Annotated in this window: 25 protein-coding genes; 23 read left to right on the forward strand and 2 right to left on the reverse strand. The window is 67.1% G+C overall.

Annotated features, from left to right (window positions below):
• The first annotated feature begins 2 nt into the window (after positions 1-2).
• Positions 3-1,475, forward strand: coding sequence for a hypothetical protein (locus LRS03_RS02945; protein WP_257823786.1), 1,473 nt, complete (start codon positions 3-5; stop codon positions 1,473-1,475).
• A gap of 426 nt (positions 1,476-1,901) precedes the next feature.
• Positions 1,902-2,258, forward strand: a complete 357-nt coding sequence (locus LRS03_RS02950) for a hypothetical protein (protein WP_257823787.1) — start codon at positions 1,902-1,904, stop codon at positions 2,256-2,258.
• Positions 2,259-3,079: 821 nt separating this feature from the next.
• On the opposite strand, the gene LRS03_RS02955 is transcribed toward LRS03_RS02950, so the two are convergent.
• Positions 3,080-3,313, reverse strand: a complete 234-nt coding sequence (locus tag LRS03_RS02955) for a helix-turn-helix domain-containing protein (RefSeq protein WP_257823788.1) — start codon at positions 3,311-3,313, stop codon at positions 3,080-3,082.
• 188 nt (positions 3,314-3,501) lie between these two features.
• Between LRS03_RS02955 and LRS03_RS02960 the strand changes: the two genes are divergently transcribed.
• The 21 genes from LRS03_RS02960 (at position 3,502) to LRS03_RS03060 (ending at position 23,613) form a co-directional block, all read left to right on the forward strand.
• Positions 3,502-4,332 carry a helix-turn-helix domain-containing protein gene (locus LRS03_RS02960; RefSeq protein ID WP_257823789.1) on the forward strand — a complete coding sequence of 277 codons (831 nt, stop codon included), beginning with the start codon at positions 3,502-3,504 and terminating at the stop codon, positions 4,330-4,332.
• 418 nt (positions 4,333-4,750) lie between these two features.
• Entirely contained in the window at positions 4,751-6,031 is a 1,281-nt protein-coding gene (locus tag LRS03_RS02965) for a glycosyltransferase WbuB (protein ID WP_257823790.1), read from the forward strand.
• A gap of 84 nt (positions 6,032-6,115) precedes the next feature.
• Complete coding sequence (gene gspG / locus LRS03_RS02970; protein WP_257823791.1) at positions 6,116-6,532, forward strand: type II secretion system major pseudopilin GspG; 417 nt, start codon at positions 6,116-6,118, stop codon at positions 6,530-6,532.
• Between the two features lie 27 nt (positions 6,533-6,559).
• Positions 6,560-7,744, forward strand: coding sequence for a type II secretion system F family protein (locus LRS03_RS02975; protein WP_257823792.1), 1,185 nt, complete (start codon positions 6,560-6,562; stop codon positions 7,742-7,744).
• Entirely contained in the window at positions 7,741-9,447 is a 1,707-nt protein-coding gene (locus LRS03_RS02980; RefSeq protein ID WP_257823793.1) for a GspE/PulE family protein, read from the forward strand. The genes LRS03_RS02975 and LRS03_RS02980 overlap by 4 nt, the downstream gene beginning before the upstream one ends.
• On the forward strand, positions 9,428-10,129 hold the full coding sequence (locus LRS03_RS02985; RefSeq protein ID WP_257823794.1) for a hypothetical protein: 702 nt from the start codon (positions 9,428-9,430) through the stop codon (positions 10,127-10,129). The genes LRS03_RS02980 and LRS03_RS02985 overlap by 20 nt, the downstream gene beginning before the upstream one ends.
• Positions 10,126-10,470 carry a hypothetical protein gene (locus LRS03_RS02990; protein ID WP_257823795.1) on the forward strand — a complete coding sequence of 115 codons (345 nt, stop codon included), beginning with the start codon at positions 10,126-10,128 and terminating at the stop codon, positions 10,468-10,470. The genes LRS03_RS02985 and LRS03_RS02990 overlap by 4 nt, the downstream gene beginning before the upstream one ends.
• Complete coding sequence (locus tag LRS03_RS02995; protein WP_257823796.1) at positions 10,407-10,667, forward strand: PilN domain-containing protein; 261 nt, start codon at positions 10,407-10,409, stop codon at positions 10,665-10,667. The genes LRS03_RS02990 and LRS03_RS02995 overlap by 64 nt, the downstream gene beginning before the upstream one ends.
• Entirely contained in the window at positions 10,664-11,212 is a 549-nt protein-coding gene (locus tag LRS03_RS03000; protein ID WP_257823797.1) for a hypothetical protein, read from the forward strand. The genes LRS03_RS02995 and LRS03_RS03000 overlap by 4 nt, the downstream gene beginning before the upstream one ends.
• 2 nt (positions 11,213-11,214) lie before the next feature.
• Positions 11,215-11,763, forward strand: coding sequence for a hypothetical protein (locus tag LRS03_RS03005; protein ID WP_257823798.1), 549 nt, complete (start codon positions 11,215-11,217; stop codon positions 11,761-11,763).
• A complete protein-coding gene (locus LRS03_RS03010; RefSeq protein WP_257823799.1) occupies positions 11,760-13,712 on the forward strand; it encodes a secretin N-terminal domain-containing protein in 1,953 nt (650 codons plus the stop codon). Before LRS03_RS03005 ends, LRS03_RS03010 begins: the two co-directional genes overlap by 4 nt.
• 4 nt (positions 13,713-13,716) lie before the next feature.
• Positions 13,717-14,190, forward strand: a complete 474-nt coding sequence (locus LRS03_RS03015) for a type II secretion system protein (protein WP_257823800.1) — start codon at positions 13,717-13,719, stop codon at positions 14,188-14,190.
• Positions 14,191-14,192: 2 nt separating this feature from the next.
• Positions 14,193-14,585, forward strand: a complete 393-nt coding sequence (locus LRS03_RS03020) for a type IV pilin protein (RefSeq protein WP_257823801.1) — start codon at positions 14,193-14,195, stop codon at positions 14,583-14,585.
• A gap of 45 nt (positions 14,586-14,630) precedes the next feature.
• Entirely contained in the window at positions 14,631-15,407 is a 777-nt protein-coding gene (epsA, locus tag LRS03_RS03025; RefSeq protein WP_257823802.1) for an XrtB/PEP-CTERM-associated transcriptional regulator EpsA, read from the forward strand.
• A 372-nt stretch (positions 15,408-15,779) separates the two neighbouring features.
• Positions 15,780-15,953 carry a hypothetical protein gene (locus LRS03_RS03030; RefSeq protein ID WP_257823803.1) on the forward strand — a complete coding sequence of 58 codons (174 nt, stop codon included), beginning with the start codon at positions 15,780-15,782 and terminating at the stop codon, positions 15,951-15,953.
• Between the two features lie 119 nt (positions 15,954-16,072).
• Positions 16,073-16,477 (forward strand): hypothetical protein, encoded by a 405-nt coding sequence (locus LRS03_RS03035; RefSeq protein ID WP_257823804.1) that lies wholly within the window; start codon positions 16,073-16,075, stop codon positions 16,475-16,477.
• The gene (locus LRS03_RS03040; protein ID WP_257823805.1) at positions 16,474-16,995 is read left to right on the forward strand and encodes a type II secretion system protein; all 522 of its coding nucleotides are present in this window, start codon (positions 16,474-16,476) and stop codon (positions 16,993-16,995) included. Before LRS03_RS03035 ends, LRS03_RS03040 begins: the two co-directional genes overlap by 4 nt.
• 107 nt (positions 16,996-17,102) lie before the next feature.
• Complete coding sequence (locus LRS03_RS03045; RefSeq protein WP_257823806.1) at positions 17,103-18,737, forward strand: ShlB/FhaC/HecB family hemolysin secretion/activation protein; 1,635 nt, start codon at positions 17,103-17,105, stop codon at positions 18,735-18,737.
• 7 nt (positions 18,738-18,744) lie between these two features.
• Entirely contained in the window at positions 18,745-20,940 is a 2,196-nt protein-coding gene (locus LRS03_RS03050; protein WP_257823807.1) for an O-linked N-acetylglucosamine transferase, SPINDLY family protein, read from the forward strand.
• 265 nt (positions 20,941-21,205) lie between these two features.
• Positions 21,206-22,036, forward strand: coding sequence for a VPLPA-CTERM sorting domain-containing protein (locus tag LRS03_RS03055; RefSeq protein WP_257823808.1), 831 nt, complete (start codon positions 21,206-21,208; stop codon positions 22,034-22,036).
• A 137-nt stretch (positions 22,037-22,173) separates the two neighbouring features.
• Entirely contained in the window at positions 22,174-23,613 is a 1,440-nt protein-coding gene (locus tag LRS03_RS03060) for a hypothetical protein (protein WP_257823809.1), read from the forward strand.
• Between the two features lie 104 nt (positions 23,614-23,717).
• Here the strand turns inward: LRS03_RS03060 and LRS03_RS03065 are convergent, their stop codons facing one another.
• Positions 23,718-25,718, reverse strand: coding sequence for an O-linked N-acetylglucosamine transferase, SPINDLY family protein (locus tag LRS03_RS03065; protein ID WP_257823811.1), 2,001 nt, complete (start codon positions 25,716-25,718; stop codon positions 23,718-23,720).
• Positions 25,719-25,820 lie beyond the last annotated feature (102 nt).

Below are 25,820 nucleotides of genomic sequence, written 5' to 3' on the forward strand. Positions count from 1 at the left end.
CAATGAAGCCGAACCTTCAAACAGCGTCTAGTCGCGAGATCGTGCCTACACCTCGGTACTTCGATGCGGACTTAGTGGTCAGCCGCAATGCTACCGGTGACATTCGATCCCGCTATGGCGACCCTATTTGGGACCTCAGTAGTTCCAGTGCCGACGGAACCACACGAGCGGTGCTGATTTTTTTCTCCATTGATTGTTCTGCGGAGCATGACCTTGCCTTGGTCATTCGCGAACAGCAGAAGGCTCTGATGTGGCTCTACAAGAGTCGTGGTCCTCTTCGCTCATTGGGGACGCTGCTACACGCGAACCACGCGCTGTCTATCCTTAGTGAGAAGGCGTTTGAACGACGAATCACTCTCTTTGCCCTGTTGATCGATCCTGAGCGGATGTCGACGGAGATGGAATCGCTGAACACTACGTACCTCTCCGTCTCCAAGGCTCTGATTGAATCGTTGTGGCGGTATGGAAAAGAGCTGGGACTAGAGGTTCAGATTCCGTTGAGCAAGCTCAAAGGTCAGATTGCGTCGCAACGGCGCAGCCGCTCACAGAATAAGCAGACTCCGATCATTCCGTCTCGCGTCTACTGTTCGATCCTCGGTAGGCTGATCTCATATCTCGATGAGATTGAACGCGAATTGCCTGAACTGCTGGATGCGCAAAGGCAATGTGTCGCCGCCTATAGAGCGCTGAAGAGTGAAGGCGTTATGCGGAAGCGGGTCGCGTATCGGGCCAAGATGTTGGCTCCAGTGGTTGCGTCCATGAAGCGGCTCGGATACGACCCGTCGTGCCGCGGAGCGCTTGACGCCTTTGTTGTGTCTCAGCTGGCTCTTTTTCAAGCCGCCCTAATGCACACGATTGCGGCCTTCTCCGGGATGCGGGTAGGGGAGGTCAGCTTGTTGCCGCTTTTTGGCGTGGAAGAGACCTTCCAGGATCGGGGCGCCGTTCATTATGAAATTAAGGGGTACACGCAGAAGCTTGAGCATGGGAGGAAAAGGCCCACTTCGTGGATCACCAATAGAGAAGGCCACCGTGCGGTGCTGCTGGCGCAACGCATAGCCTCGACAAACTTTGAGTTGCTTGGTACTCCGCCAGTAGAAGGGCAGGAGGCGCTTCTATTTGCCACACCGAAGAGTGCCTTTAGGAAGAAGGGAAGTCCCAAGATCCTCAAATTTCAGAGACGGCTCATCGAGATGGTGTGCCCGGTGGTCACTCAAGTCGATATCGACGAACTGAATGAGCTTGAGTTGAGTCGGGGATGGCAGCACGAAGGAATCGAAGTGGGAAAGCGGTGGCCGCTTACGTTTCATCAGTTGCGACGAAGTCTCTCCGTCTATGCTCATCGATCGGGCATGGTGAGCCTGCCCGCGCTGAAAGCGCAGTTGCAGCACATCACGGATGAAATGCGCGCGTACTACGCCGACGGCTATTCCAGAGCGGTGAAATCTTGTCTTCGACAAGGAGCACTTCAGTCATGAGTGGAACGCCGCTCGTGCGGAGAGCAGTTACTTTGGCTATACCCTGGGGTTGCTATTTTCGGACGACGAGCTGTTTGGCCGGGGCGCGGAACGGATGGCCAAGACGGTAGCAAACCGCAGTCGTGAGGAAACGCTCGGCCTCTTCAGAGATGGGAAGCTTGCGTACCGGGAGACCGCGCTAGGGGGCTGCATCTCCACTGAAGAGTGTCAGGCGAGACCGCTTGAGCCCATTCCTTTCGATTGTTTGGAGACTGACTGTGTAAACCAAGTGATCTTGAGCAAGCGGTTGGATCACGTCGTTCGGACCCAGCAGGCAGTTGTGAGTTCGCTCGAGCGCAGCGAAGCAGGAAGCGTTGAGCACAGGTTGGAGGCAAATAACCTTCGCGTCTTACTTAAAGTGCAGCAACGAACTTCAGGGTGTGCTCGATGAGCGCGAAGGTTCAGGTCGACAAGTATTTCGCTGCGTTGCAGCGCCTAATTGATCGCAATGCGCCGATAAGCAATGACGCAGTTTCGCTCGAAGCCGGGAGTGGTCGAGGGAGCATCAAGAAATCTCGGCCAGCCTATGCTGAGTTGGTCAACGCGATTGACCGTGCGGCCAAAGAGCAAACTCAATCCCGGGCCACATCTGACCCAGTGCCTGCCTTGCGTGAGGAAGTGGTGTTGCTCAGACGACGTCTGGATGAGGCACTTGAGCGCGAACTCTCTTTGCTTAACGAGGTGTATTCGTTGCGTGAAGAGAATCGGCAGCTTAAGAAGGGCCGGCCCTTCGTGGTTCCTTGATCGCAATCTCACCGCGAAGATCAGACGCGGTCGTCAATCCACACTAGAGCGGTGCTCACCTCCATTCCAAGCGGCGTACCACACCAACTTATCAGCAGCAACTTGCCATCGACTTCCAACCTCCAACAGTCTCCTACGCCATCTGGCTCTTTGCACTGCCAGACGCGGCTGCATCGAAGCAGACGAATGTCTACAGGCTCTGTTGCACGGCTAGGCAAAAGCGCGTACAGGAATCGCTCTGACCATTGAGGCATGCGAAGGATTCGCAGAGCTGACGCAACATCGTCGACGAAGAACTTGCGATAGCGAGGTGGTGAATTGTCGACACGAGAGTCCAAGACTCGCGCGATCCACACAGTGAGGTTCAGAGTGCTCTCTACGACGTGGAAGAAGCCTGTGCCTGGATTGAGCAGCACCTCTGGCGCATCAAATCGGAATTGTTGGTCGACGAGAAACATGGTCTGTTCGTCCTTTGCTGAGCCTTCCGCAAGGCGGCAAGCCGCAATTGAGTATCGACACTTTGGGGCCGGCCGCAAACTCGGATCGAATAAGTGACCAAGATTCTTGTGGTTAGATTCCCATTCCGAATCTGTGGATGTCTTGTCTATCTTCGAAAGCCGACTTTGGCGTCAAGGAGTGGCAATGCTTCAATCGCTGGTGCGAACGCTGAGGGCGCTCTTTCATCGCGGCTACCTCCGAAGCCCAATCAACGATGTCGACTCCAGCATGATCGAGGACGAGATGACCATGTCTTCCGATGAAAAGCCGGATGCCCCATCTGAGCCACGAGACCAAATCCAACCTGAGCGAGAGAAGAGGGGCTAGGTAGTCGCCAGGAGATCGACGATATCTACCTTGAGCGCCGCAGCGAGCCGCTCAATGTTGTCGAGTGACACGTTTCTCTCTTGTCGCTCTATAGAGCCGACATAAGTACGGTGCAGCTGAGCGAGATCACCGAGTTCTTCTTGAGAGATGCCCAGAGATGCTCGGATAGCGCGCAGGTTCCTAGCCAAACGGCCACGAGCTGATCCCCGCTGAACTTTACGCCCCGACATATCGTCGAGGTTCGCCCGACGATGACTTTGGGTCTACAGACTTAGAGTAGCATCTATTTTCTCTATAGGACCGGCGAGGTGCCGCTGATTCCGGCTGAGGCGATGTTGTGGACCCGACCAAGTGCCACTGCAGATTCCCGTTCCGAATACTCCGCAAAGGCCGCTACGGTGACCGATGAAAGGTCCCCATGCGAAAGTCCATCTATCGACGTCATAACCAGGTTTTTCTCGGCCTTCTGAGGCGTTATCGGGAGAAGGGCAGATTCCGGCAAAGTGACCTTGCGCAACACCTCGGCAGTGTTCAGGGCACGGTAAGCAAGGCGGAAACAGGCAACAGACGACTCGACGTCATCGAATTGCGCGAGTGGTTGTTGGCTATGGGTGCGGACTTCCTTGAATTCATGACTGAATTGCACGAGCAGCTTGAGGCGTTGCCGCGCCTTGATCCCTGGCTTCTACCTCCAATTGCTAGTCACAAGGGGAATAGAGAACGCAATGCTCTGTCGGCCCTTAAAACCTTGTCCTCCGACTCGCTATTGTCGAGTGACGTGGATGATGAGCTGGCTGGAGAACGCTCTGACGTGCGTCCGGCAAACCTTCAAAGGCACGCCGATGCGTTGGCTAAGCTCTTTGCGCCGATGGTTCGAGTAGGTCTATCGCGCGAAGTGGCCGGCATCTTGGCTGAGTTGCAGGCTTTGAAGGTTAGCGGCCGTCCACTAGAGCAGTGGTTCGGCCAGTCACCGTCTGACATCGCACAGGATCTTGCCCCCAATGAGGATGAAATTGGTAGCGTCGCCGCAGAGCTGGCGCGACTACTGTTGTCGAACTGGCTCGAGCTTTGGACGCATGCGTCCAGGCGCCGATGCGCCGTGTTGATAGGGTCTGCTCAGCGGATCAAGGCCAGACTTCCGATGGAGGTCACCACGCGCCTTTCGGCATTCCCTGTGTCACAGGAGGACGCTTGCGAGCTTCTAGTAAGCTATCTGCGATCTACCTGGAATTCTGACCCATCGCACTAGGGCCCCATCCCATCTGAGCCGATCCCGCCGAGCGTTCCGGCTCGCGAGTCATATGGACTTTCGCGGAAGTTCACCGACCGCTTTAGGCTGCGTAGCGGTCCTTCCAATAAAACATCGGCCAGAGAGGGGTGAGCGAACTTTCGTTGCGGACTACTGCACCAGCGAAAGGCCGATGCTCTGTGGTCTTGCCCGGGTGAACGCGCAAACGCTACACAGCCATGTATGCGGGCGATGGCCGCCACGATGACAAGGCCATGGTGTCGGGCGGCTGAATGGGCCTAGTCCGTTCGGACCATGAAGCCGCGTGTTCGACTCGTTTGCACCGCTTGCGGCAACAAACGGACTAGCCCGTGCGACACGCACGAGTCATCGCAGGTGGCCAACATCCCTCGCCTAGACGATGAGGGAGAGAGACACCATGCGGATCGTGCTGCTGAGCATGAACTATGCGCCTGAGATGACAGGCATCGGCAAGTACTCGGGCGAGATGGCAGAGGACCTGGTCGATCGCGGTCATGAAGTGCATGTCGTCTGTGCGCCTCCCTACTATCCGAGCTGGAAGGTGCAAGCCGGTTACTCGGCCGGTCGCTACCAGACCCAGCGCGTTCGCGACGGCCTCACGGTGCATCGCTGCCCGGTGTGGATCCCTTCGCGCCTTGGAGGCCTCACGCGCCTGCTGCACCTCGCGTCGTTTGCGCTCAGTTCGTTTCCGGTCCTGTTGCGGCTCGTGCTGTGGCAGCCGCATCTGGTGTTCGCGGTCGCGCCGGCGTTCGTGTGCGCTCCGTTCGCGTGGGTGACCGCGCGACTCGCCGGCGCCAGAGCCTGGCTGCACATGCAGGACCTGGAGGTCGATGCAGCCTTCGAGCTCGGCATGCTCAGGCAGCCGCTGATGCGGCGCCTGGCGCTCGCCGTCGAGCGATTCGTGCTGCGTCGCTTCGACGTGGTGTCGACCATCTCCAGTCGCATGATGCGCAAGCTGGCCGTCAAGGGCCTGCCACTGCACGAGACAGAGTTCCTGCCCAACTGGGTCGATGGCACGGCCATTCATGCCGGCGCCTCGGGGAGTGCGCTCCGCCAGCAGCTCGACATCTCGGCCTCGCAGGTGGTGTGCCTCTTCTCCGGCACGATGAACCGCAAGCAGGGCCTGCCGGTGCTGATCGAAGCAGCGCGCCGCATGCAGCACGATCCGCGTGTCGTCTTCGTGTTGTGCGGCAACGGCGAGCTGCGGCCCGAGCTGGAGGCGCTGGCCGAAGGCATGCACAACGTGCGCTTCCTCGACCTGCAGCCGGTGTCGGGCCTCAACGCGCTGCTCAACATGGCCGACGTGCACCTGCTGCCGCAGCTGCGCGGCGCGGCCGACCTGGTGATGCCGTCCAAGCTCGCCGGCATGCTGGCCAGTGGGCGCCCCGTGGTGGCAGCGTCACAGGCCAACACCGAGATCGCCTCCATCGTCGGCGGCTGCGGCATCGTCATTGAGCCCGAGTGTGCCGACAGCTTTGCACGAGCCATTGGCGAGCTGGCTGGCGACGGCGATATGCGCCAGCGGCTCGGTGAAGCCGGGCGTGCGTACGCGGTGCAGGTGCTCGATGCGCGCAAGGTGTTCGACCGGCTTGAATCGCGCCTGCTCGGTTTCGCCGAAGAGGGCACTTCGATGACGGGTGCCACTGTGTCACCTGCCCCGGAGACCTCGGCTACCTAGTTAGTCCGAGTGGGCTACTTCACTCCCACGTCACATTCGGAACCCACACTTCAAATCCGTTAAACACCGCACGGATTTCCCGTCATGACGACCGCTCGCCGCTCACGCGGATTCACGCTTCTCGAACTGCTGGTCGTGATGGTCATCATCGGATTGCTGGCCGCCTACGTGGGCCCGAAATACTTCTCGCAGATCGGCAAGTCCGAGGTGAAGACGGCACGCGCCCAGATCGTCGCATTTGAAAAAGCGCTGCAGCAGTTCCGTGTCGATGTGGGCCGCTACCCCACCACCGAGCAGGGCCTGCAGGCGCTGCTGGCACGCCCGGCCAACCTCAGCCGATGGGACGGGCCCTACTTGGAGAAGAGCGTGCCGCTCGATCCCTGGGGCAACCCCTACAGCTATGTCTCGCCCGGTGAGCATGGCGAGGTGGACATCAGCTCCGCCGGCCGCGACGGGCGGCCCGGGGGTGACGGGCCCGACGCCGACATCACCAACTGGTGATCGGTTGCGAACCGGTCACGCCCCATCATGCAGTACGCCGTCGAGGCCGTTCGCCACATGCAGCCTGCGTCGCTCGTCGTCGAGGCGCTGGATGCGCGCGAAGCACGCCGGCAGGTCGAGTTGCAAGGCTATGCCGTGGTGGCCGTCAAGGCCGCCGGGGCGCAACGCTTTCGCTTCGGCCGCGCCGCGGCATTCCCGCTGCTTCAATTCAATCAAAGCCTCCTGATCCTGCTGCAGGCCGGCCTTTCGGTCGTCGAGGCGATCGAGACACTGGCCGAGCGCGAGACGCGGCCCGACGCGCGGCGCGTGCTGCAAGGCGTGCTCGCCCAGCTGCGCGAGGGCCGTGCGTTTTCAGCGGCACTCGAAGCGCAGCCCGAGGTGTTTCCACCGCTGTACGTGGCCAGCGTGCGCGCCAACGAGCGCACCGGTGCGCTGAAAGAAGCGATCGAGCGCTTCGTGCACTACCGCGCGCAGGCCGACCTCGTGCGCAAGCGTGTGGTCGGTGCTGCCGTGTACCCGGCGATGGTGCTGGCGGTCGGCACGCTCGTGATCGCCTTCCTGCTCTTCTACGTGGTGCCGCGCTTCAGCCAGGTGTTCCAGGACCTGGGCGACCGCATTCCCGCCACCTCGCGCCTGCTGCTGGAATGGGGGCAGTTCGCCCATGCGCACGCCACCAGCCTCTTGATCGGCGCTGCGACCCTCGCGGCCATGCTGGTCTATGCCCTGACGCGCCCCGCGGTGCGCCTGCGCCTTGCGCAGGCCCTGCAGCGCCTGCCACATGTGGGCGAGATCATGCGGGTCTACCGCCTGGCCCGCTTCTACCGCGCGCTCGGCATGCTGCAGCAGGCGGGCATGCCCATCGTCGCCTCCCTCGAACTCGTGCGCGGCCTGCTGCCGGCCGACATGCAGGGTGCGCTGGCGCAGGCACGGCAAGACATCGAGCAAGGGCGCTCCATCTCGACCGCCTTCGAGGCCAACGGGCTCACCACCTCGGTTTCGCTGCGCCTCCTGCGCGCGGCCGAGCAGACCGGCCAGATGGGCGAGATGCTGGAGCGCACCGCCGGCTTCCATGAAGAAGACATCTCGCAGGCGATCGAGTGGTTCATCCGCCTCTTCGAGCCGATGCTGATGATCGCCATCGGCCTCATCATCGGCGTGGTGGTGCTGCTGATGTACGCGCCGATCTTCGAGCTGGCGGGGAGTCTGCAGTGAACCCCTACAGCGAAAAGCCAGTGCAGGTCGAAGTGGCGTCGTTGCTCTTCACGCCCGCGTTGCTGCAGACCGCGCGGGCCAAGGCGCAGGCGCAGCAGCGCAGCGTGGTGGCGGTGCTGGAAGACGAGCTGTCGATGGCGCCCGAGGCCTTGCTGCGGTCGCTCGCGCAGGCGCTGGGCCTGGCAGTGGCCGACCACCACGCCCTGCAGCGCCTGGAGCCGGCCTTCGACCTCATCGGCTACGCCGACGCCGCACGCCGCGAGTGCCTCGCCTTCCGCGACGGCGCGGCCATCGTGCTGGTCTCGGCCGACCCCTTCGACGACGCGCTGCAGGCATGGTGCTTCGAACAGATCGGTGGCCGCTACGAGCCGAGGCTGGCGCTGGCGGCCGACATCACCGCCTTCCTCGCGCGGCATGAAGAGTCGCTGCGCGCGATCGACACCGCCCTGCCCACCGGCGAGGCCGCCCCGAGCATCGACTCGGACCTCGAAGACCTGTCGCTGCGCAGCATCGGCGAAGGCACGAGCGTGGTGGTGCGCCTGGTGCACTCCACGCTCTACGACGCGCTCAAGAGCGGCGTGAGCGACATCCACATCGAGTCCAACCTCAAGGGCCTGCTCATCAAGTACCGGCTCGACGGCACGCTCGCGCAGGTGGGCAGCATCGACGGGCGCGACATCGCCGAGCAGGTGCTGTCGCGCCTGAAGGTGATGTCGGAGCTCGACATCGCCGAGCGCCGCATCCCGCAGGACGGGCGCTTCCGCGTGCGAGCCTTCGGCCGCGAGATCGACTTCCGCGTGTCGATCATGCCGAGCATCCACGGCGAAGACGCGGTGGTGCGTGTGCTCGACAAACGCTCGCTCGCCGACCAGGTGGCTGGCCTGCGGCTCGACGTGCTGGGCTTCGATGCGCCCACGCTGCAGGCCTTCCGCCGCCTGTCGCGCGACCCCTACGGCCTGCTGCTCGTCACCGGCCCGACCGGCAGCGGCAAGACGACCACGCTCTACGCCGCGCTCTCCGAGATCAACCACGGCCACGACAAGATCATCACCATCGAAGACCCGGTGGAGTACCAGCTGCCCGGTGTGCTGCAGATCCCGGTCAACGAGAAGAAGGGACTCACCTTCGCGCGTGGCCTGCGCTCCATCCTGCGCCACGACCCCGACCGCATCATGGTCGGCGAGATCCGCGACCCCGAGACCGCCGGCATCGCCATCCAGGCCGCGCTCACCGGGCACCTGGTGCTGTCCACCGTGCACGCCAACAACGCCTTCGACGTGATCGGCCGCTTCACCCACATGGACGTCGACCCCTACAGCTTCGTCTCGGCGCTCTCGGGCGTGCTGGCGCAGCGCCTGGTGCGGGTGAACTGCCCGCATTGCAGCGTGCCGGTGAGCGTGGACCCGGCCCTGCTGCGCGAGTCGACGGTCGACCCGGCGCTCGTCGACGGCAAGGTGCTGCGGGCGGGGCAGGGCTGCGGCAAGTGCCGCGGCACCGGCTACAAGGGGCGCAAGGCGGTGGGCGAGCTGCTGCTGCTCGACGACGCACTGCGCGAGCTGATCGTGGCGCGCGCCCCGGTGCGGCAGATCAAGGAGGCGGCGCGCAAGGGCGGCACGCGTCTGCTGCGCGAGTCGGCGCTGGCCCTCTGGCTCGCGGGCGAGACCACGCTGGAGGAGGTGAACCGTGTCACGCTGGTGGCCTGAGCGCGCGACCGTGTGGCTCTCGCCGCACAAGGGGCAGGACCTGCTCGACGTGTTCGCGCGTGAACTCGATGCGCAGCCCCTGCGCCGCCACAGCGACCTCACCTGCGTGCTCGGCGGCCCGCTGGTGCGATACCGCGTGGTGCCGTGGAGCGATGCGCTGGCGAGCGCGCACCAGCGGCAGGTGCTGGCGGCGAGCTGCTTCCACGAAGCCTATGGCGAGGCTGCACGCGGCTGGCAGGTGCGCGAGCATGGGCTGCGCCACGGCGCGGCCGGCCTCGGGTGCGCGATCGATGCGGCATGGCCGCAGCGCCTGGCCGACGCCGCTCAGGCCCGCGGGCTGCGGCTTGCCAGCGTGCAGCCCTCGCTGATGCAGGTGCACAACGCGCTCCGCCGCGCGCTGCCGGCCGGCCTGTTCTGGTTCGTGTGGGAAGAGGCCGAAGTGACGACGCTCGTGCTGTGGCGCGACGGCGAGCCGCTGCACCTGAAGGCCGTGCCCACGGCGGCGGTGCCGCTTTGCACGCTGCTTGACCGCGAATGGTTCCTCGCCGCCGTCGATGCGCCGCGCTGCCCGGTCTACCTCGTGCGCAGCGCAGGCCAACGCGATCAGGTCGCGCAGGTGGTGGGCTGGCAGCTGACCGAGCTGCCCGCGCAGGGGCCGGTGCCCCTGGAGATGGCCGCATGAGCGCCGCACCGATCCAGCTTGACTTCGTGCGCACCGCGCCCGCCTCGCGCTGGCGATGGCTGCTGCTTGCGCTGGCGGCGGCACTGCTGCTGCCCGTGTCCGACGCCGGCATCGAGGCCCTCGAGCAGCGCGACGCGGCGCAGGAGCGGCTCGAGCGCGCCCAGCGCCACGACCAGCAGCGCCAGCGCCGCGCTGGTGCGGCCGAGCGTGCCCCTGACCCGCAAGACCTCGCCGGCGCGCAGCGCGCCAACGCGATGATCGACCAGCTCACCGTGCCGTGGGACGAATCTTCGCCACCCTCGAAGGCACCGACACCCGCGGCGTGGCCGTGCTGTCGCTGACGCCCAATGCGCGCGACCGCAGCCTGCGCCTGGTCGGCGAAGCGCGCAGCCTCGACGAGCTGTTCGCCTATGTGTCGCGCCTCGCGCAGCGGCCCTCGCTCGCGCAGGTGCACCTGCTCGGCTACAGCACCGTGGTGAAGAACGGCGTGTCGCTCGTTTCCTTCACGCTTGCGGCGAGCTGGAGGGCTGTGCCATGAAACGCCTGCAGTGGGAACTCTCGCGGCTCGCCGCCAGCCTGGGGTTGCCCGGGGCGGTGGCAGTGGCCCTGCTGCTGCTGGCGGCGGCCGCCTGGTTCGGCGGTGTGCTGCCGGCGAAAGACGAAGCCGAGCGCCTGCACGCCGAGCGTGTGCGTCTCGACCGGCGTGCCCTTGACGCGTCGGCACCCACCGGTGCACCGCAGGGCGTGCGGGCGCAGCTGGCGGAATTCCGCCGCCGCTTCGGCGACGAAAGAAGCCTGAGCGACTCGCTCGCCCGCCTGCACGCCATCGCACGCCGGCACGGCCTGCAGATCGAGCAGGCCGAGTTCAAGCTCGGCAGCGATGCGCGCGACCCGCTGTCGCGCTACGCCATCGTGCTGCCGGTGAAGGCCGACTACCGCGCGCTGCGTCGTTTCACGCAGGAGGCGCTGCGCGAGTTGCCCGGCCTGGCACTCGACGAGTTGACCCTGCGTCGTGGCGACGCCCGCTCGGCGCAGGTCGAAGCGCAACTGCACTTCGTGCTCTTCGTCAACCGGAGCGCATGAACATGGCCAGTCCCATGAGCCCGGCCCGCAAACGCATCGCGATGCTCATCGTGGCGGTGGGCAGCGTGCTGCTGGTGCAGCGGGTGGTGGCGCTGTCGGGCGACGAGACGCCCGAGCCCGCGCCGGCGCCGGTGAAACGCGAGCGGGCCTCTGCCGGCCACGATCGCGGCGCAGCCCCCGCAGCGGCGCAGGTGCAGCTTGACCGGCTGGTGCAGCGCACGATGCCGGCCGCATCGGCCGCGTCCAGCACCGGGTCGCTCAGCCTCTTCGACGTGGTCGCCTGGGAGCCGCCCCCGCCCAAGGTGACGGCTCCGCCCCCGCCACCGCCCAAGCCCGCGCCGCCCCCGTTTCCGTATGCCTACATGGGCGGCCTGTCGGAGGACGGCGTGCGCACCGCCTTCTTCATGAAGGGCGAACGTGTGCTGCCGGTGAAGGCCGGCGACGTGGTCGACGCGGCGTTTCGCGTCGACGAGATGAATGACAAGCAGATGACCGTGACCTACCTTCCCATGAACGAAACCCTGTCCGTGCCGCTGGAGGGTGGGCGATGAAACACGCCTGGGTGTGGGCCGTGGTCGTGCTGCTGGCCGCGTGCGCGCCGGGGCGTGAGTTCGTGCGCAACGGCCAGCAGATGATCGAGCAGGGCCAGCTCGAAGCGGGACTCGCACAGATGGAGAAGGGCCTGCTGCTGGAGCCCGAGAACCGCGAGTACCGCATGCTTGTCATCCGCCAGCGCGATGCCGAGGTGGGCAAGCTGCTGGCGCGTGCCGATGCGCAGCGTGCCGCCGACCGGCTGGACGATGCCGCGGCACTCTACCGTCGTGTGCTCGGCATCGACGCACAGAACTCGCGGGCGAAGCAGGGCCTCGATGCGGTGGAAACCTCGCGCCGGCAGGCACAGCGGCTCGACGAGGCGCAGGCGCTCATCGCCCAGGGCAAGCCTGACGATGCCGAGCAGCGTATTCGCCGCGTGCTGGCTGAGCAGCCTTCGCACCCTCGCGCGCTCAGCCTCAAGCAGCACCTCGACCAGCTGCCCGGCCGCCAGGGCGCCGAGGTGGCCGCGCCGGTGCTCAAGTCCAACCTCAGGAAGCCGGTGTCGCTCGACTTCCGCGATGCCAACCTGAAAGCGGTGTTCGACGCGCTCGCGCGCACCACCGGCATCAACTTCGTGTTCGACCGCGAGGTGCGTCCCGACATCAAGGTGACGCTGTCGATCGCCAACATCGGCATCGACGACGTGATCAGCGTGCTCACGCTGACCAACCAGCTCGAACGCAAGGTGCTCAACGAGAACACGGTGCTGATCTATCCCAACACGCCCGCCAAGCAAAAGGACTACCAGGACCTGGCCGTCAAGACCTTCTACCTGTCGAACGTGGAGGCCAAGACCATGTTCACGTTGCTCAAGACGGTGCTGAAGACCCGCGACATGTACGCCGACGAGAAGCTCAACACCATCACCATCCGCGACAGCGCCGATGCGGTGCGCCTGGCCGAGAAGCTGATCGTCGCGCAAGACCTCGCCGAGCCCGAGGTGCTGCTCGACGTGGAGGTGCTGGAGGTCAAGCGCTCGCGGCTTCACGAGCTGGGCCTGGAGCCGCCGGGCAAGTTCACGCTGCTCAACATCGTGCCCAACCCGGCGACGGTGGTCACCTCGGGCTCCACCACCAGCATTGTCAACAACAGCACGCTCACGACCACGCAGCTCACGCTCGACCGGCTGCGCGACCCGCGCCCTTCGAGCATCGGCATCGACAACCCCGCACTTAACCTGCGCGCCGAGACGGGCGAGACCAACATCCTCGCCAACCCGCGCATCCGCGTGAAGAACCGCGACAAGGCCCGCATCATGATCGGCGACCGGGTGCCGGTGATCACCACCACCTCGACCGCCAACGTCGGCGTGTCGGAATCGGTGACCTACCTCGACGTGGGCCTGAAGCTCGAAGTCGAGCCCAACGTCTACCTCGACAACGAAGTGGGCGTAAAGGTCAACCTGGAGGTGAGCAACATCGTGCGTGAGGTGAAGAGCCGCTCGGGCTCGCTCACCTACCAGATCGGCACGCGGCTCGCCACGACCAACCTCCGCCTGAAGGACGGCGAGACGCAGGCGCTCGCGGGGCTTATCAGCGACGAAGACCGCCAGAGCGCCGCCGGCGTGCCGGGCATGGTCGACCTGCCGCTGCTCGGGCGCATCCTCTCCAGCGAGCGCAACGACCGCAGCAAGACCGAGATCGTGCTGCTCATCACCCCGCGCGTGGTGCGCAACCTGGCGCAGGGGCCGCTCGAACGGCAGGAGCATGCGGGCGGCACCGAGACGCAGGTGGGCGCCGCACGCCTGCGCCTGCAGGGCACCGGCCGCATGGCGCTCGCGCCGGGCCGCGGTGCGCCGGTGCGGGGCTCCGCGGCCACACCGGTGCCCGAGGCCGAGCCGCCGCAGGAGCTGCCGGCCGAGCCCGCCCCGCCACCGCCAGCGCCGCAGCGCGCGCCCCGGGAGTAGCGCCGTGCGTCGACATCACCTCGGTTTCACGCTGGTCGAACTGCTGATCTCGGTGGCCATCATCGCCCTGCTCGCGGGCGGTGCGATGAGCTATGCCGACCTCGCGGTCAAGCGCGGGCAGGAGCAGGAGCTGCGCAGCGCCTTGCGGCAGATCCGCGAGGCCATCGACGCCTACAAGCTCGCCGCCGATGCCGGCCGCATCCGCCGCAGCGCCGATGACAACGGCTACCCGCCCACGCTCGCCGCGCTGACCGAAGGCGTGCCCGAAGTCGGCAGCGCCAGCGGCCGCAAGCTCTACTTCCTGCGCCGCCTGCCGCGCGACCCGATGGCCGACCCGGCGCTCGCGCCCGAGGCCACCTGGGGCCTGCGCAGCTACGAGAGCGACCCCGCCGACCCGCGCCCGGGCCGCGATGTGTTCGACGTGCATTCGCTGTCGCCGGGCACCAGCCTGGGCGGCCGGCCCTACCGGGAGTGGTGAGCATGCCGAGCGGCCGCAAGTACCTGCACGCAGGCTTCACCCTTATGGAGCTGATGGTGGTGATGGCCATCATCGCGAGCCTCATGACCCTGGCGCTGCCGCGTTATTTCAACAGCGTGGAGCGCAGCCGCGAGGCGGTGCTGCGCCACGACCTCGCCGCCATGCGCGACGCCATCGACAAGTTCCTGGCCGATCGTGGCCGTTACCCCGCCACGCTCGACGAGCTGGCGGAAAAAAGATACCTGCGAAAGCTGCCGGTCGACCCGATCACCGACAGCGCCACCACCTGGGTTGCGGTGCCGCCGCCCCCGGCGGACGGGCGCGACGGCGTGTACGACGTGCGCAGCGGTGCTGCGGGCACCAGCCTCGATGGAGAAGCCTATGAGAGCTGGTGACCCGTACCAAGGGGCCGCTTCGTGCGGCGTGAAGAGGAGACACAAGTGAACCATCAGGTCCCGTTGCTCGACGAGGTCGACCGCACCCGCTTTGCCGATGCGGTGGAGGCGTCGTTTCGTGTCTCCAGCCGGCAGCAGTTTTTCGTCTGGAGCCAAAGCTCGGTGCAGGCGCTCATACCGCATGAGATCCTGATCTGCGGCATCGAAGACGGTTCCCGGCAGGGCATGGCGATGCATCGCTTCAGCGCCAGCCGCTATTTCAAGCAGGAGCAGTTCGACGTGGTGTCGGACCCGCTCAACGGGCTGATGCCGCGCCTGCTGGCGGTGGCGGCGGTGCGGCGCGCCAACGTCGTCTTCTGCCCCTGCGACCCGCCGCAGGCCGCCGACGACCGCCTGCTCGCGCTCGTGAGCGGCAACGAGATGAAGAACCTGGCCGCGCAACTCGTGATGGGCACGCGCGGCAAGTTCGAGGCGTTCTATGTGTTCTCGCGCCTGGCCGCGCCGCTCGACGGGCGCCTGCGCTACCTGATCGAGCTGCTCGGCCCGCACGTGCACAACGCCTTCCTGCGGGTGCTGTCCACCGAGCGCGAGATCGCCGCCGGCACCACGCAGCGCTCCGGGCGCATCGTCACGCCGCGGCAGGAGGAAATCCTGAACCTCATCAAGAGCGGCAAGACCAACTCCGAGATCGCCGAGGTGCTCGACTGCAGCCCGTGGACGATCAAGAACCACATCCAGGCCATCCTGCGCAAGCTCGACTCGACCACGCGCACCCACGCCATCGCCCGCGCGATGAGCCTCGGGATCCTGAACCCCGACTGACGCCAGCGTCTGATCGCTGACGGCGCCAAGCCGTCGCCTCACCGCCCCCCAACGCCCGCCCCGGCCACGCCGCGGCGGGCGTTTCGTTTGCCCTTGCTGTCCAGCCCCGTGGCCAGGCGCCAAGCCCGGCCGGGCCCGGCTGTGGACTAGCCCGTTCGGTCTGCTTGCGAAGTGGTGACTTCGTGGTGCCGTCATGGCACCACCCTATCGTCTGCACATCACCACCGCGGTAGGAGAAGGGCGCTGCGGTGGTGCCAATCAACGATTCCAACAAGGAGGTCGACGCCGTGGATGTGGACTTGTTCATCAAGAAGATGCCGCACGTGGTCAAGGAAAGCCATCACCCGAGAGGCCTTCGACAACCGCCGTTCGGTGAACCAGGAAGCGATTGCGCTGCTGGAAGAGGCTTTGCTGCAGCGGGTGGGCGCTGCCGGCTCCCGTCGCAAGCGGATGGAGGCCCTGCTCGAGGACTACGTCGATTCCGGCGCCACGCCATTGCAGAACGCCATGCCGGTGGCTGCACCCAAAACCGAGCCTGCGGCCTGAGCGCCGCGGCTCTCCAACCCCTGTTCAAGGATTCCCATGACCCAGAAAGTTCTTCAGTCGGCCGCTGCGGCGATGCTGGTTGCCCTGGCGCTGGTCGCCCCCCGAGCCGGGCCGCCATCGTGTCGCTGCCGGTCGCAGCCACGGCGGTGCCGGATGTTCCCCACGGACTGGCCGAAACCACCCTGGCCTTGGCGCAAGACATCGCAAGCGTGGAACTCGAAGCGCCTCGCTCGGCGTTTGCACTCGCCGTCACACCGCACCGCCGGGTGTTCGAGATCCTGCGCGGGCCGTCCGACCTGGCCTTGTGGAACCTTGTCGCCGCGGTGCAGGCGCAGCAGACCGCCAAGTCCTTCGACCTCGTGACCACCAGCGTCAAGACGGTGTGGGAGATCGAGAAGAACCACGTCGCCCCCGTGCCGCTGCCCGGCGTGGTTTGGCTCTTCGTGTTGGCGGTGCTGGGCATCACCGGCACCCGCGTGCGGCGCGCCGCACCCGGTGCCGGGGCCGTGCCCGCCACCGCGTGAGCCCACGGCGGCAGCACGCCGGGTTCACCTACCTCGGCGTGCTCTTCATCGTGGCGCTGCTGGCGCTGACGGCCGGCATGGCCAGTGCCGTCTGGGCCACCGTGCAGCAGCGCGAGCACGAGCGCCAGCTCGCATTCGCCGGCCGCCAGATCCAGCAGGCGATCGAACGCTACCGCGCGCAGGCGCAGGGCAGCGATGCGCGCTTCCCACTGGAACTGCGCCACCTGGTGCGCGACCCGCGCGTGCCCGGCGTTCGCCGTTTCCTGCGGCAGGTGTATGTCGACCCGATGACCGACCAGCCCGAGTGGGGGCTGGTGCGCCTGGCCGACGGCGGCATCGTCGGCGTGCACAGCCTGTCGCCCCGCAAGTCGCTCGGCAGACCACCCGAGCTGCCGGGGGTGACGGCCGGTGCCACCTACCAGGAATGGCGCTTCATCGCGCCGAGCGCCGTGCCGCTGCTGGCGCCCGACGCCGCGGCCAGCGGCGTCGCGCCCGTGTCGTCTGCCGACAGGACCTGAACCTCGTCGATTTGTCATCTTGCGCCGGAAGAATCCGCACGCCCGGCGCTGCGCACGGGCCGGGGAGGGCTTGCCCCGTGTGTCCGCCTTTCTTCAGAACAACAGTCATGCCTTCAGTGCTCGCGCAGCTCATCCGACGGGGGATGCAGCTCGCCATCGCGTCCGCGGTCGTCTCCATCGCTCATGCACAGCCCGCTGCCCCGCAGGCCGAGGTGGAAGTGGCGCGCTTCGACATCCTCGAATACCGCGTGCTCGGCAACAGCGTGCTGGCGCGCGAGCGCGTCGAGCGGGCGGTCGCGCCCTTCCTCGGCGAGAAGCGCACGATTGCCGACGTGGAAGCGGCCCGCACCGCGCTCGAAAAGGCGTATCGCGATGCCGGTTACGGCACGGTGCTCGTCGACACGCCCGAGCAGCGCGTGGCGGGCGGCGTGGTGATGCTGCAGGTGGTGGAGGCGCCGGTCACGCGGCTGCGGGTGATCGGTGCGAAGTACTACTCGCAGGGCCGCATCCTCGAGAAGGTGCCCGCGCTGGCCGAAGGGCAGGTGCCCAACTTCAACGACGTGGGCACGCAACTCGGCAGCGTCAACCGCACTGCCGACCGGCGTGTGACGCCGCTGCTGCGGCCCGGCAAGCAGCCGGGCACGACCGAGGTCGACCTGCAGGTCGACGATAGTGCGCCGCTGCACGGCAGCCTGGAACTCAACAACAAGCACGGCCCCAACACCACTTCGTCGCGCCTGGTGGGCTCGCTGCGCTACGACAACCTGTGGCAGCGCGAGCACAGCCTCGGGCTGCAGCTGCAGCTTTCGCCGCAGAAGACGAGCGAGGTGCGGGCGATCTCGGCCTCTTACACCGTGCCGGTCGACAGCGGCATGTGGGTGATGTCGTACGTCAACTCCAGGAGCAGCACGCTCATCAAGGCCAACGGCCTGCTGGTGGATGGCACCGGCAAGATCTACGGCGTGCGGCGCATGTTCTTCGACGTGAACGAGCGCCTGATGCAATCGGTGACGCTGAGCGCCGATTACAAGGACATGCTGGGCATCACCTACCAGGTCGACGCCGACGGGCGGCTGGTGCAGACGCGCGGCACCTGTTCGGCCGAGACCGTGTGCACCCCGATCCGCTACGCCCCGCTCGGCCTCAGCTACTCGGCCACGGCCACGCGCAAGAACAGCAGCACGCAGGCGGGCGTGGGCCTCACGCTGGGATTGCGTGCGCTGGCCAACGACGAATCGGAGTTCGCCGTCAAACGCTTCGGCGCGCAGAGCAATTTCATGGTGCTGCGCCTCGACCTCGGCCGCGTGCAGAAGCTCAAGAGCGGCGCCGAGCTGTCGGCCCGCGTCGACGGCCTGCTCGGCAACCAGCCGCTCATCAGCGACGAACAGTTCACCGTGGGCGGCGCCGACAGCGTGCGCGGCTACCTCGAATCGGCCGCGGCCGGCGACAAGGGCATTCGCGCCTCCCTCGAAGCCCGCACGCGCAACCTCTGGGTGCGCAAGGAATCGCCGGCCCACGAGCTGAAAGCGCATGCCTTCCTCGAAGGTGGTGGCGTGTGGACCAAGATGCCGCTGGTCGAGCAGGACCGCCGCGAAGGCCTCCTGAGCACCGGCGTCGGCCTGCGGCTCAAGGCCGGCCGTCACGCCAGCCTGAGCGTCGACGTCGCACTGCCGTTGCGCGACGGCGGCGGCACCGACAAGGGCAGCACCCGCGTGCATGCGAGTGCCACCGTCGAGTTCTGAGGCCCGCATGAACCCTCAGGCCGCGCTGCCACGGCTCGCCCAGGCGCAGCAGCTGCTCGCCGGTGGCCGCCATGCCGACGGCGTGGCCCTGCTGCAGCCGCTGCTCGGCGTGGCCGCGCTGCGCGGCGAGGCGCACCACCTGCTGAGCATTGCCGCGCAGATGACGCAGCGGCTGGACGAAGGCGTGGCGCATGCACGGGCGGCGGTGCAGGCCGAGCCGGCCGAGGCGCGCTTCCACTTCGTGCTCGGCCGCGCGCTCAAGGCGGGCGGGCAGCTCGACGAGGCCGAGGCCGCCTACCGCGAGGCGCTGCGCCTGCAGCCGCAGTATGTTGACGCGATGGTGAGCCTGGGCATCCTGCGCAAGCAGCGTGGCGATCTCGACGCGGCGCTGGCGCTCTACGAGGGTGCGCTCGAGCTCGACCCACGCTGCGCCAGCGCGCATGCCAACAAGGCCGCCACGCTTGCCCTCAAAGCGGCGCGCGACGCCGAACACGGCCACGACGAGCCGCCTGGCGACGAGGTGATCGAAGCGCAGGCGCGTGCCGTGGCGCTCGACCCGCACAACCCGGTGCTGCTGCGCAACCAGGGGGCGCTGCTGCTGCGCGCACGGCGCCGTGCCGAGGCGGCGCTGGCGCTCAACCAGTCGCTCACCCACGACCCGTCGAACGCCGAGGCCTGCCTGAACCTCGGCTTCTGCCTGCGCGCATTGGGCGACTCGCAGCTCGCGATGCAGGCCTTCGAGAAATGGCTGGCGCACAACCGGCCCGACCCCGCGGTGATGCGCGCACTGGCCGGCCTGCTCACACGCGACGGCCGCATCGACGAAGCCCTCTCATGGGCCACCCAGGCCGTCGCGATCGACCCCGACCCGTACGCGCTGGTGCAGCTGGGCAGCACGCTGATGCAGAGCCGCCGCCTCGAAGAAGCGCTCGATCACTGCCAGCGCGCCGTCGACCTCTCGGGCGGGCGCGCCGAGCTGTACCCCACGCTGCTGCTCGGCCGCACCTACTGGCACGAGGCGCCGGAGCCGATCTTCGAAGCCCACCTGGCCTTCGGCCGCCAGCTCAAGCGCGCCGAGGCGCGGCCCGCGTGGGCGCCGCTCGCAACGGGCGAGCGCCTGCGGGTGGGTTATGTCTCGGGCGACTTCGTGCGCCATTCGGTGTCGTACTTCATCGGCCCGCTGCTGGAGCACCACGACCGCAGCCGCTTCGAGGTCACCTGCTATCACAACCTCGGCTGGGGCGATGCCGTCACCGAACGGCTCAAGTCCCATGGCCACCACTGGGTCGAATGCGAAGGCATGACCGACGAGCAGTTGCGCCGCCGCATCGTGGCCGACGGCATCCACGTGCTCATCGACCTGTCGGGCCACACCACGAATTCGCGTGTCTTCATGTTCGGCCTGGGTGCGGCACCGGTGCAGCTGAGCTACCTCGGCTACCCGACGATCACCGGCGTGCCGGCCATCGACTTCCGCATCACCGATGCGGTGATCGACCCCGGCGACCAGCCGCCGCTCGACACCGAGAAGCCGCTGCCGCTGCCGCGCTCGATGTTCTGCTACCGCCCCGACGAAGCACCGGCCATCGCGGCGCCGCCGCGGCTGGCGCGCGGCCACGTCACCTTCGGCTCGTTCAACAACATCGCGAAGGTCACCGACCACACCCTCGACCTCTGGGCGCAGGTGATGAACGCCGTGCCGGGCTCGCGGCTGTTGCTCAAGTCGACGGCGATGGCCCAGGCCTGCAACCGCCGCGGCATCGAGGCCTTCATGGGCGAGCGCGGCATCGCGGCCGAGCGGCTCGATCTCAGGGCATGGATCGCCGGCAAGGCGAGCCACCTCGAGCTCTACAACGAGGTCGACATCGCGCTCGACCCTTATCCCTACAACGGCGCTACCACCACCTGCGAGGCGCTGTGGATGGGCGTGCCGGTGGTGTCGCGGCGCGGCCGCACGCACACCTCGCGCATGGGCGCTTCCATCCTCGGTGCGGTCGGCCGCGGCGAGTGGGTCGCCGAGAGCGACGAGGCCTACATCGCCACCGCCATCGGCTTGGCGCATGACGTGCAGGCGCTCGCGCAGTGGCGCAGCAGCGCGCGTGAGCGGCTTGCGGCGAGTGCGCTCTTCGACGAGGCGGGCTTCACGCGCGATTTCGAGGCGGCGCTGATGACGGCCTGGTCGCTGCGCGGCCAACAAGGCTAGTCCGAACGAGCCACCCGGCACGCGATGTGCGCTGCGCGTCCGCGCAGGACTAGGCTGAAGTAGCCACCCCCTCCAGTGCAAGACACATGCCGACGACACAGCGCACTCCTAGAGTGCCCGCTGTCGGAAGGTTCCCGCCTCAGGGAGGCACGCCGATGCGGCCGGATTCGTGGCGTCATGTTCGCCGTCCCTCAGGGTGGACATGCACCAGGCGACAACGGCCCAGTTGCGTTAATCACTTTCAACCCCAGGAGAGATCCTCGTTATGAAACTCAAGCTCAAGATGATCGCCGCCGCCGTGGCGCTCGTGTCGGCAGCCGGCGCCAACGCTGCGCTGGTCGACGCCGCTACCGGCAACGGCAGCGTGGCCCTCGTCGCCTTCAACACCACGACTGGCGACTACTACATCCGCGACCTCGGCTTCCTGCTGAACGACTTCCTGCCGTCCACCGTGACCACGCGTCCCGGCGACGGCGCCGTGACCGGCACCCGCACGCCCGATGCCGGCCTGACGCTGAACCCCGCCAACACCCCCAACTTCGGTGATGCTTCGTTCTCCAGCTGGGTGGGTGGCCAGAACGCCGCTGACATCCGCTGGATGGTGACGGGTTCGGACAACACCGCGAACTCCGGTGCACAAAGCGTGCGTCGCGCCCTGGTGTCGTCGATCAACCCGACCGAAACGGCCACCAACGGCAACGTTGATGTCTACACGAACACCTCCAACGCGGGCGCCCTGTCCACGTTCTTCGGCTCGGCCACGCTCTCGATGACCGGCACGGGTGCTCCTGACACGTTCGGCACGAACTTCGGTCTCGGTGCTGACGGCCTCGCCAGCCTGAACCAGAGCGCTGGCCTGTTCTACTTCGCCCGCACGACCTACACCGGCAGCACGACCGTCCAGGCCGAGCGCACGCAGTTCGGCAATGCCTCCGGCTTCGCCACCATCACCCTCGAATCCGACGGTGACCTGGTGTACAGCCTGGCTGGCGCTCCGGCCGCCGTGCCCGTGCCTGCCGCCGCCTGGCTGCTCGGCAGCGGCCTGCTCGGCTTCGCCGGCATGGCCCGCCGCCGCAAGGCTGCCGCCAAGGCCTGATGGCCACCGGGGCCTGAGGTCTCAGAGGCCCCGTCTTTCCCGTCCGCTTGCCTCACCCGCCATGGCCTCGGCCATGGCGGGCTGGGCAAGCTCACCCTGATTCCGGTCGTCCACGTCTTCTCCACCCAGGAAACACCATGAAGCTCACGAAGATCTCCCTCGGCGTTGCCGCCGCCTGCGGCATCCTGTCGGCCCCCGCCCACGCCCTGCTGGCCAGCTCGTACACCAACACCGGCGAATTCACCGGCGACACGATGAACATCCGTGTCTCGGGCGCCACTGCGCAAGACCCGGGCCTGCTCGCCTCGGCCCTGCGCTACTGCACCGCGGGCTCGATGACCCGCTACTCGGTCAGCAACAACTTCGTCTACTTCTGCACCGCCAACACCGCTCGCATCACCCCGCGCGCTGGCGCCACGAAGGTTGCCTTCTACAAGTACTCGGTCGGTGGCTCCGGCTCGGGCGTGGGCCCGGTCAACGCCGCCACTCCGCTGCCCTTCCTCGACCTCGCCAAGATCGCCACCTCGTGTGCGGCTGGCGCTTCCTCGACTGTCGACGTCGACGGCACGGGCCCGCTGTCGTCCTTCCAGGACATCGCCTGCGGCGCGGCCACCACGGCCGTCACCACCCCGGTCGTGAGCTACATCGGCGTGTCGGACGTCGAGCCCCAGTTCTTCGGCGGCCCGTCGACCTACAACAACCTGCGTGCCGAAGGCCTGGCCACCGTGATCTTCGGCGTGCCCGTCACCCGCAACATCTATGAAGCCCTGCAGGCCCAGCAAGGCCTGACGGTCGGCGCGATCGACGAAGCCAACATGCCCTCGCTGACGCAAGGCCAGATCACCTCGATGTACACCCAGGAAGGCCAGACCTGGTCGGGCCTGACCGGCGCGACCGTCGGCGACGACATGGTCTACGTCGCCCGCCGTGCCGACAGCTCGGGCACGCAGAAGTCCTTCGAAGCCGTGATCGGTCGCACGACCAACGGTACGCCTGGCGCCCGCCAGTGCCAGTCGGCGGTCGAAGGTTTCGTGACCGGCCCGGCCGCGCTCGACAACACCGCCGCCAACAGCCTGTGCAACGGCAGCAACCTCGTGGTCAACGGCTCGGGCAGCGGCCAGGTGCTGGCCTGCCTGAACGCCCACCAGGCCGCCGGCCGTGGCGCCATCGGCGTGGTCTCGACCGAGTTCAAGCAGACCGCCGGCGGCTCGCTGCGCTTCGTGAAGATCAACGGCGCTGCCCCGACCCACGCCAACGTGGCGTCTGGCCGCTACACCCAGTACACGGACGCGTCGCTGAACACCCGTGTCGGCGCCACGCTGCCCACGGCCTCTGCCGCTGGCTACACCGCGTTCCTGAACGTGCTGAAGAGCGACTTCGCCGACCCGGCCGTGATCGCCGTCATCAACGGTGGCAACCAGACCTTCGGTCCCTCAGGCCTGATGGCGCTCGACGCGCTGGAAGCCTCGATCCCCGCCCCGGACTTCACCGGCACCTCGGGCCGCAACCCCTGGTCGCGCCTCGTCGGCGGCACGGACCTGAACAACTGCCAGCCGGGCAAGCTCGCAGCGTTCTGATCTGCTTGCGTCCAGACCGCCACTCGGCGGTTGCTTCCACGTGAAGCTGAGCCGGTGTCTCGCAAGAGCACCGGCTTTTTTGCTTTCCGACTCTCGCGTATCCGCTATCGCAACGTGGCCGGCGCCAGCCCCGCGCGGGCGCGGTCGGCCATCGCCTGGTACAGCGCTTCAAGCTGCCGCACGTAGCGCGGCGTGTCGTACAGCGGCGCCTGCGGCAGCTGTTGCGCGAGCCTCGTGCGCAGGGCCGCAAGGTGCTGCGGGTGGGTGGCCAGCGTGACGGCCAGCGCTTCGTAAGCGGTCGCGGAGTGGGTCACCAGTTCGGGCAGGCCTACCGCCTGCAACAGGCTCGCGCCCACGCGGCCGGGGAAGGTGTCGCCGCGGCAGGTGAGCACCGGCAGGCCGGCCCAGAGGGCGTCGCTGCCGGTGGTGTGGGCGTTGTAGGGCCAGGTGTCGAGGAAGAGGTCGGCGAGGCGCAGCCGCGCGAGGTGCTGGTCGTGCGGCAGCGGTGCTGCGAAGTGCAGTCGCTCGCCCGCCACGCCGCGGGCCTGGGCTTCGCGGCGAAGGTTGTCTTGGGTCTCGGGCGTGTCGGAATAGAGCATGAGCACGCTGCCGGGCACCTGCTGCAAGACGCGCATCCACACGTCGAACACCGCCGGCACGATCTTGTAGACGTTGTTGAGGCAGCAGAAGACGAAGGCCTCGTCGGGCAGGCCGATGTCGCGGCGCTGCGCCGGTGTGGCGGCGATCTGGCGGGTGGCATCGTTGGGCTGGTAGCAGCCGGGCAGGTAGGCGATCTTCTCGACGTAGTGCGCCTGCTGTGACTCGGGGATCACGGTCTCGTCGGCGATCAGGTAGTCGATGTAGGGCGCGCCGATGGTGCCCGGGAAGCCGAGGTAGTTGACCTGCACCGGCGCCGGCCGCAGCGCAAAGAGGTGCGAGCGTGCCTGGCCGAAGTGGCCGTTCAGGTTGACGAGGATGTCGATGCCGCGCTCGCGCACCGCCTGTGCCGCCTCGCGGTGTGTCATGCGGCGGATGGGCACGATCTCGCCGACGGCCGCGTCGATGCGCCGGCGCAGTGCGCTGCCGTCGTCCCAGCCGTTGTCGAAGGCGACGACCTCGAAGCGCGAGCGGTCGTGCAGCTCCAGCACCTGCGTGAGCAGGATCGAGGTCGCCTGCTGGCGGAACTCGCCCGACACGTAGCCGATGCGCAGCCTGGGCCCGAATCCGATCACCGGCGGGCGCTGCGGGTCGGCGCGGTCGGGGTGGTAGGTGGCCGAGTACTGCACGGCCGCGCGGTGCAGCAGCGCGGGCGACGCGCAGTAGCCCTGCAGCCCGAACGGCTCGGCCGCGTTGTGGCCCTGGGCGATGGCCTGTTCGACGTGGGCCTGCAGCCGATCGAGCCGCGACCAGTCGGCGATCAGCATCTTGCAATGCATCAGCCGGCCCGCGGCAAGCGGGTGCTGCGGGGCCAGCTGCAGCAGCCGCTCGAACACCAGCGCGGCGTCTTCGTAGCGGCGCTGCTCCTGCAGGCCTTCGCCGAATTTCTCGATCACGTCGAGCCGGGTGGGGTCGATCTGCAAGGCGCGCTGGAAGCTCGGCTCGGCCTGCTCGGGGCCGAAGAGGTGGCGCTGCGTCATGCCGAGCGCGGCCCAGGCGTCGGCCGAGCCGGGGTGCTGTTCGGTGGCGACCTGGTAGCAGGCGAGGGCTTCCTGCACACGCCCTTGTTCGTCGAGCCACAGGCCCTGGTGCAGCAGCGCCATCAGGCGGAACGAGGCGTTGTCGGGCGCGAAGGCCGCGGCGCGCTCGAAGCACCGTGCGGCTTCGTCGTCGCGGCCGAGCCGGTGCAGCACCTGCGCCAGCTCGGCCCAGGGTTCGGCCTCTTCCGGGTGTGCGGCGGTGGCGGCCTGCAGCCACAGCTGCGCTTCGTGCAGGTGTTGCTGGCCGACGGCGAGGCTGGCCAGGCCGAGCAGGGTCTTCAGGCGCTGCGGCTGGCGGGCCAGCACGGCACGCAGGCTCGCGTCCATGTCGGACCAGGGGCGGGCATCGTGCAGGCGCTGCGCGGCCTGCAGCGGTTGTTGGAAATCGGGGGCGAGGGGAGCGTTCATGGACGTGGGGCGCAAAGCTGCAAGACCGCTTCTTCTATCGGCCGCCCAAGTCGGCTGTGTGACGCCGGCGTGGCAGGCAGGTGTGGCCCGTTCGGGGCATGC

It is taken from the genome of Rhizobacter sp. J219 (assembly GCF_024700055.1).
Taxonomy (GTDB): Bacteria; Pseudomonadota; Gammaproteobacteria; order Burkholderiales; family Burkholderiaceae_C; genus Rhizobacter.

Excerpts from the sequence above, each read along its gene's own strand:
- LRS03_RS02945 (WP_257823786.1), top strand. The coding sequence starts at position 3 with ATGAAGCCGAACCTTCAAACAGCGTCTAGTCGCGAGATCGTGCCTACA.
- LRS03_RS02950 (WP_257823787.1), top strand. The coding sequence starts at position 1,902 with ATGAGCGCGAAGGTTCAGGTCGACAAGTATTTCGCTGCGTTGCAGCGC.
- LRS03_RS02955 (WP_257823788.1), bottom strand. The coding sequence starts at position 3,313 with ATGTCGGGGCGTAAAGTTCAGCGGGGATCAGCTCGTGGCCGTTTGGCT.
- LRS03_RS02960 (WP_257823789.1), top strand. The coding sequence starts at position 3,502 with ATGCGAAAGTCCATCTATCGACGTCATAACCAGGTTTTTCTCGGCCTT.
- LRS03_RS02965 (WP_257823790.1), top strand. The coding sequence starts at position 4,751 with ATGCGGATCGTGCTGCTGAGCATGAACTATGCGCCTGAGATGACAGGC.
- gspG (WP_257823791.1), top strand. The coding sequence starts at position 6,116 with ATGACGACCGCTCGCCGCTCACGCGGATTCACGCTTCTCGAACTGCTG.
- LRS03_RS02975 (WP_257823792.1), top strand. The coding sequence starts at position 6,560 with ATGCAGTACGCCGTCGAGGCCGTTCGCCACATGCAGCCTGCGTCGCTC.
- LRS03_RS02990 (WP_257823795.1), top strand. The coding sequence starts at position 10,126 with ATGAGCGCCGCACCGATCCAGCTTGACTTCGTGCGCACCGCGCCCGCC.
- LRS03_RS03000 (WP_257823797.1), top strand. The coding sequence starts at position 10,664 with ATGAAACGCCTGCAGTGGGAACTCTCGCGGCTCGCCGCCAGCCTGGGG.
- LRS03_RS03005 (WP_257823798.1), top strand. The coding sequence starts at position 11,215 with ATGGCCAGTCCCATGAGCCCGGCCCGCAAACGCATCGCGATGCTCATC.
- LRS03_RS03010 (WP_257823799.1), top strand. The coding sequence starts at position 11,760 with ATGAAACACGCCTGGGTGTGGGCCGTGGTCGTGCTGCTGGCCGCGTGC.
- LRS03_RS03020 (WP_257823801.1), top strand. The coding sequence starts at position 14,193 with ATGCCGAGCGGCCGCAAGTACCTGCACGCAGGCTTCACCCTTATGGAG.
- LRS03_RS03045 (WP_257823806.1), top strand. The coding sequence starts at position 17,103 with ATGCCTTCAGTGCTCGCGCAGCTCATCCGACGGGGGATGCAGCTCGCC.
- LRS03_RS03050 (WP_257823807.1), top strand. The coding sequence starts at position 18,745 with ATGAACCCTCAGGCCGCGCTGCCACGGCTCGCCCAGGCGCAGCAGCTG.
- LRS03_RS03055 (WP_257823808.1), top strand. The coding sequence starts at position 21,206 with ATGAAACTCAAGCTCAAGATGATCGCCGCCGCCGTGGCGCTCGTGTCG.
- LRS03_RS03060 (WP_257823809.1), top strand. The coding sequence starts at position 22,174 with ATGAAGCTCACGAAGATCTCCCTCGGCGTTGCCGCCGCCTGCGGCATC.
- LRS03_RS03065 (WP_257823811.1), bottom strand. The coding sequence starts at position 25,718 with ATGAACGCTCCCCTCGCCCCCGATTTCCAACAACCGCTGCAGGCCGCG.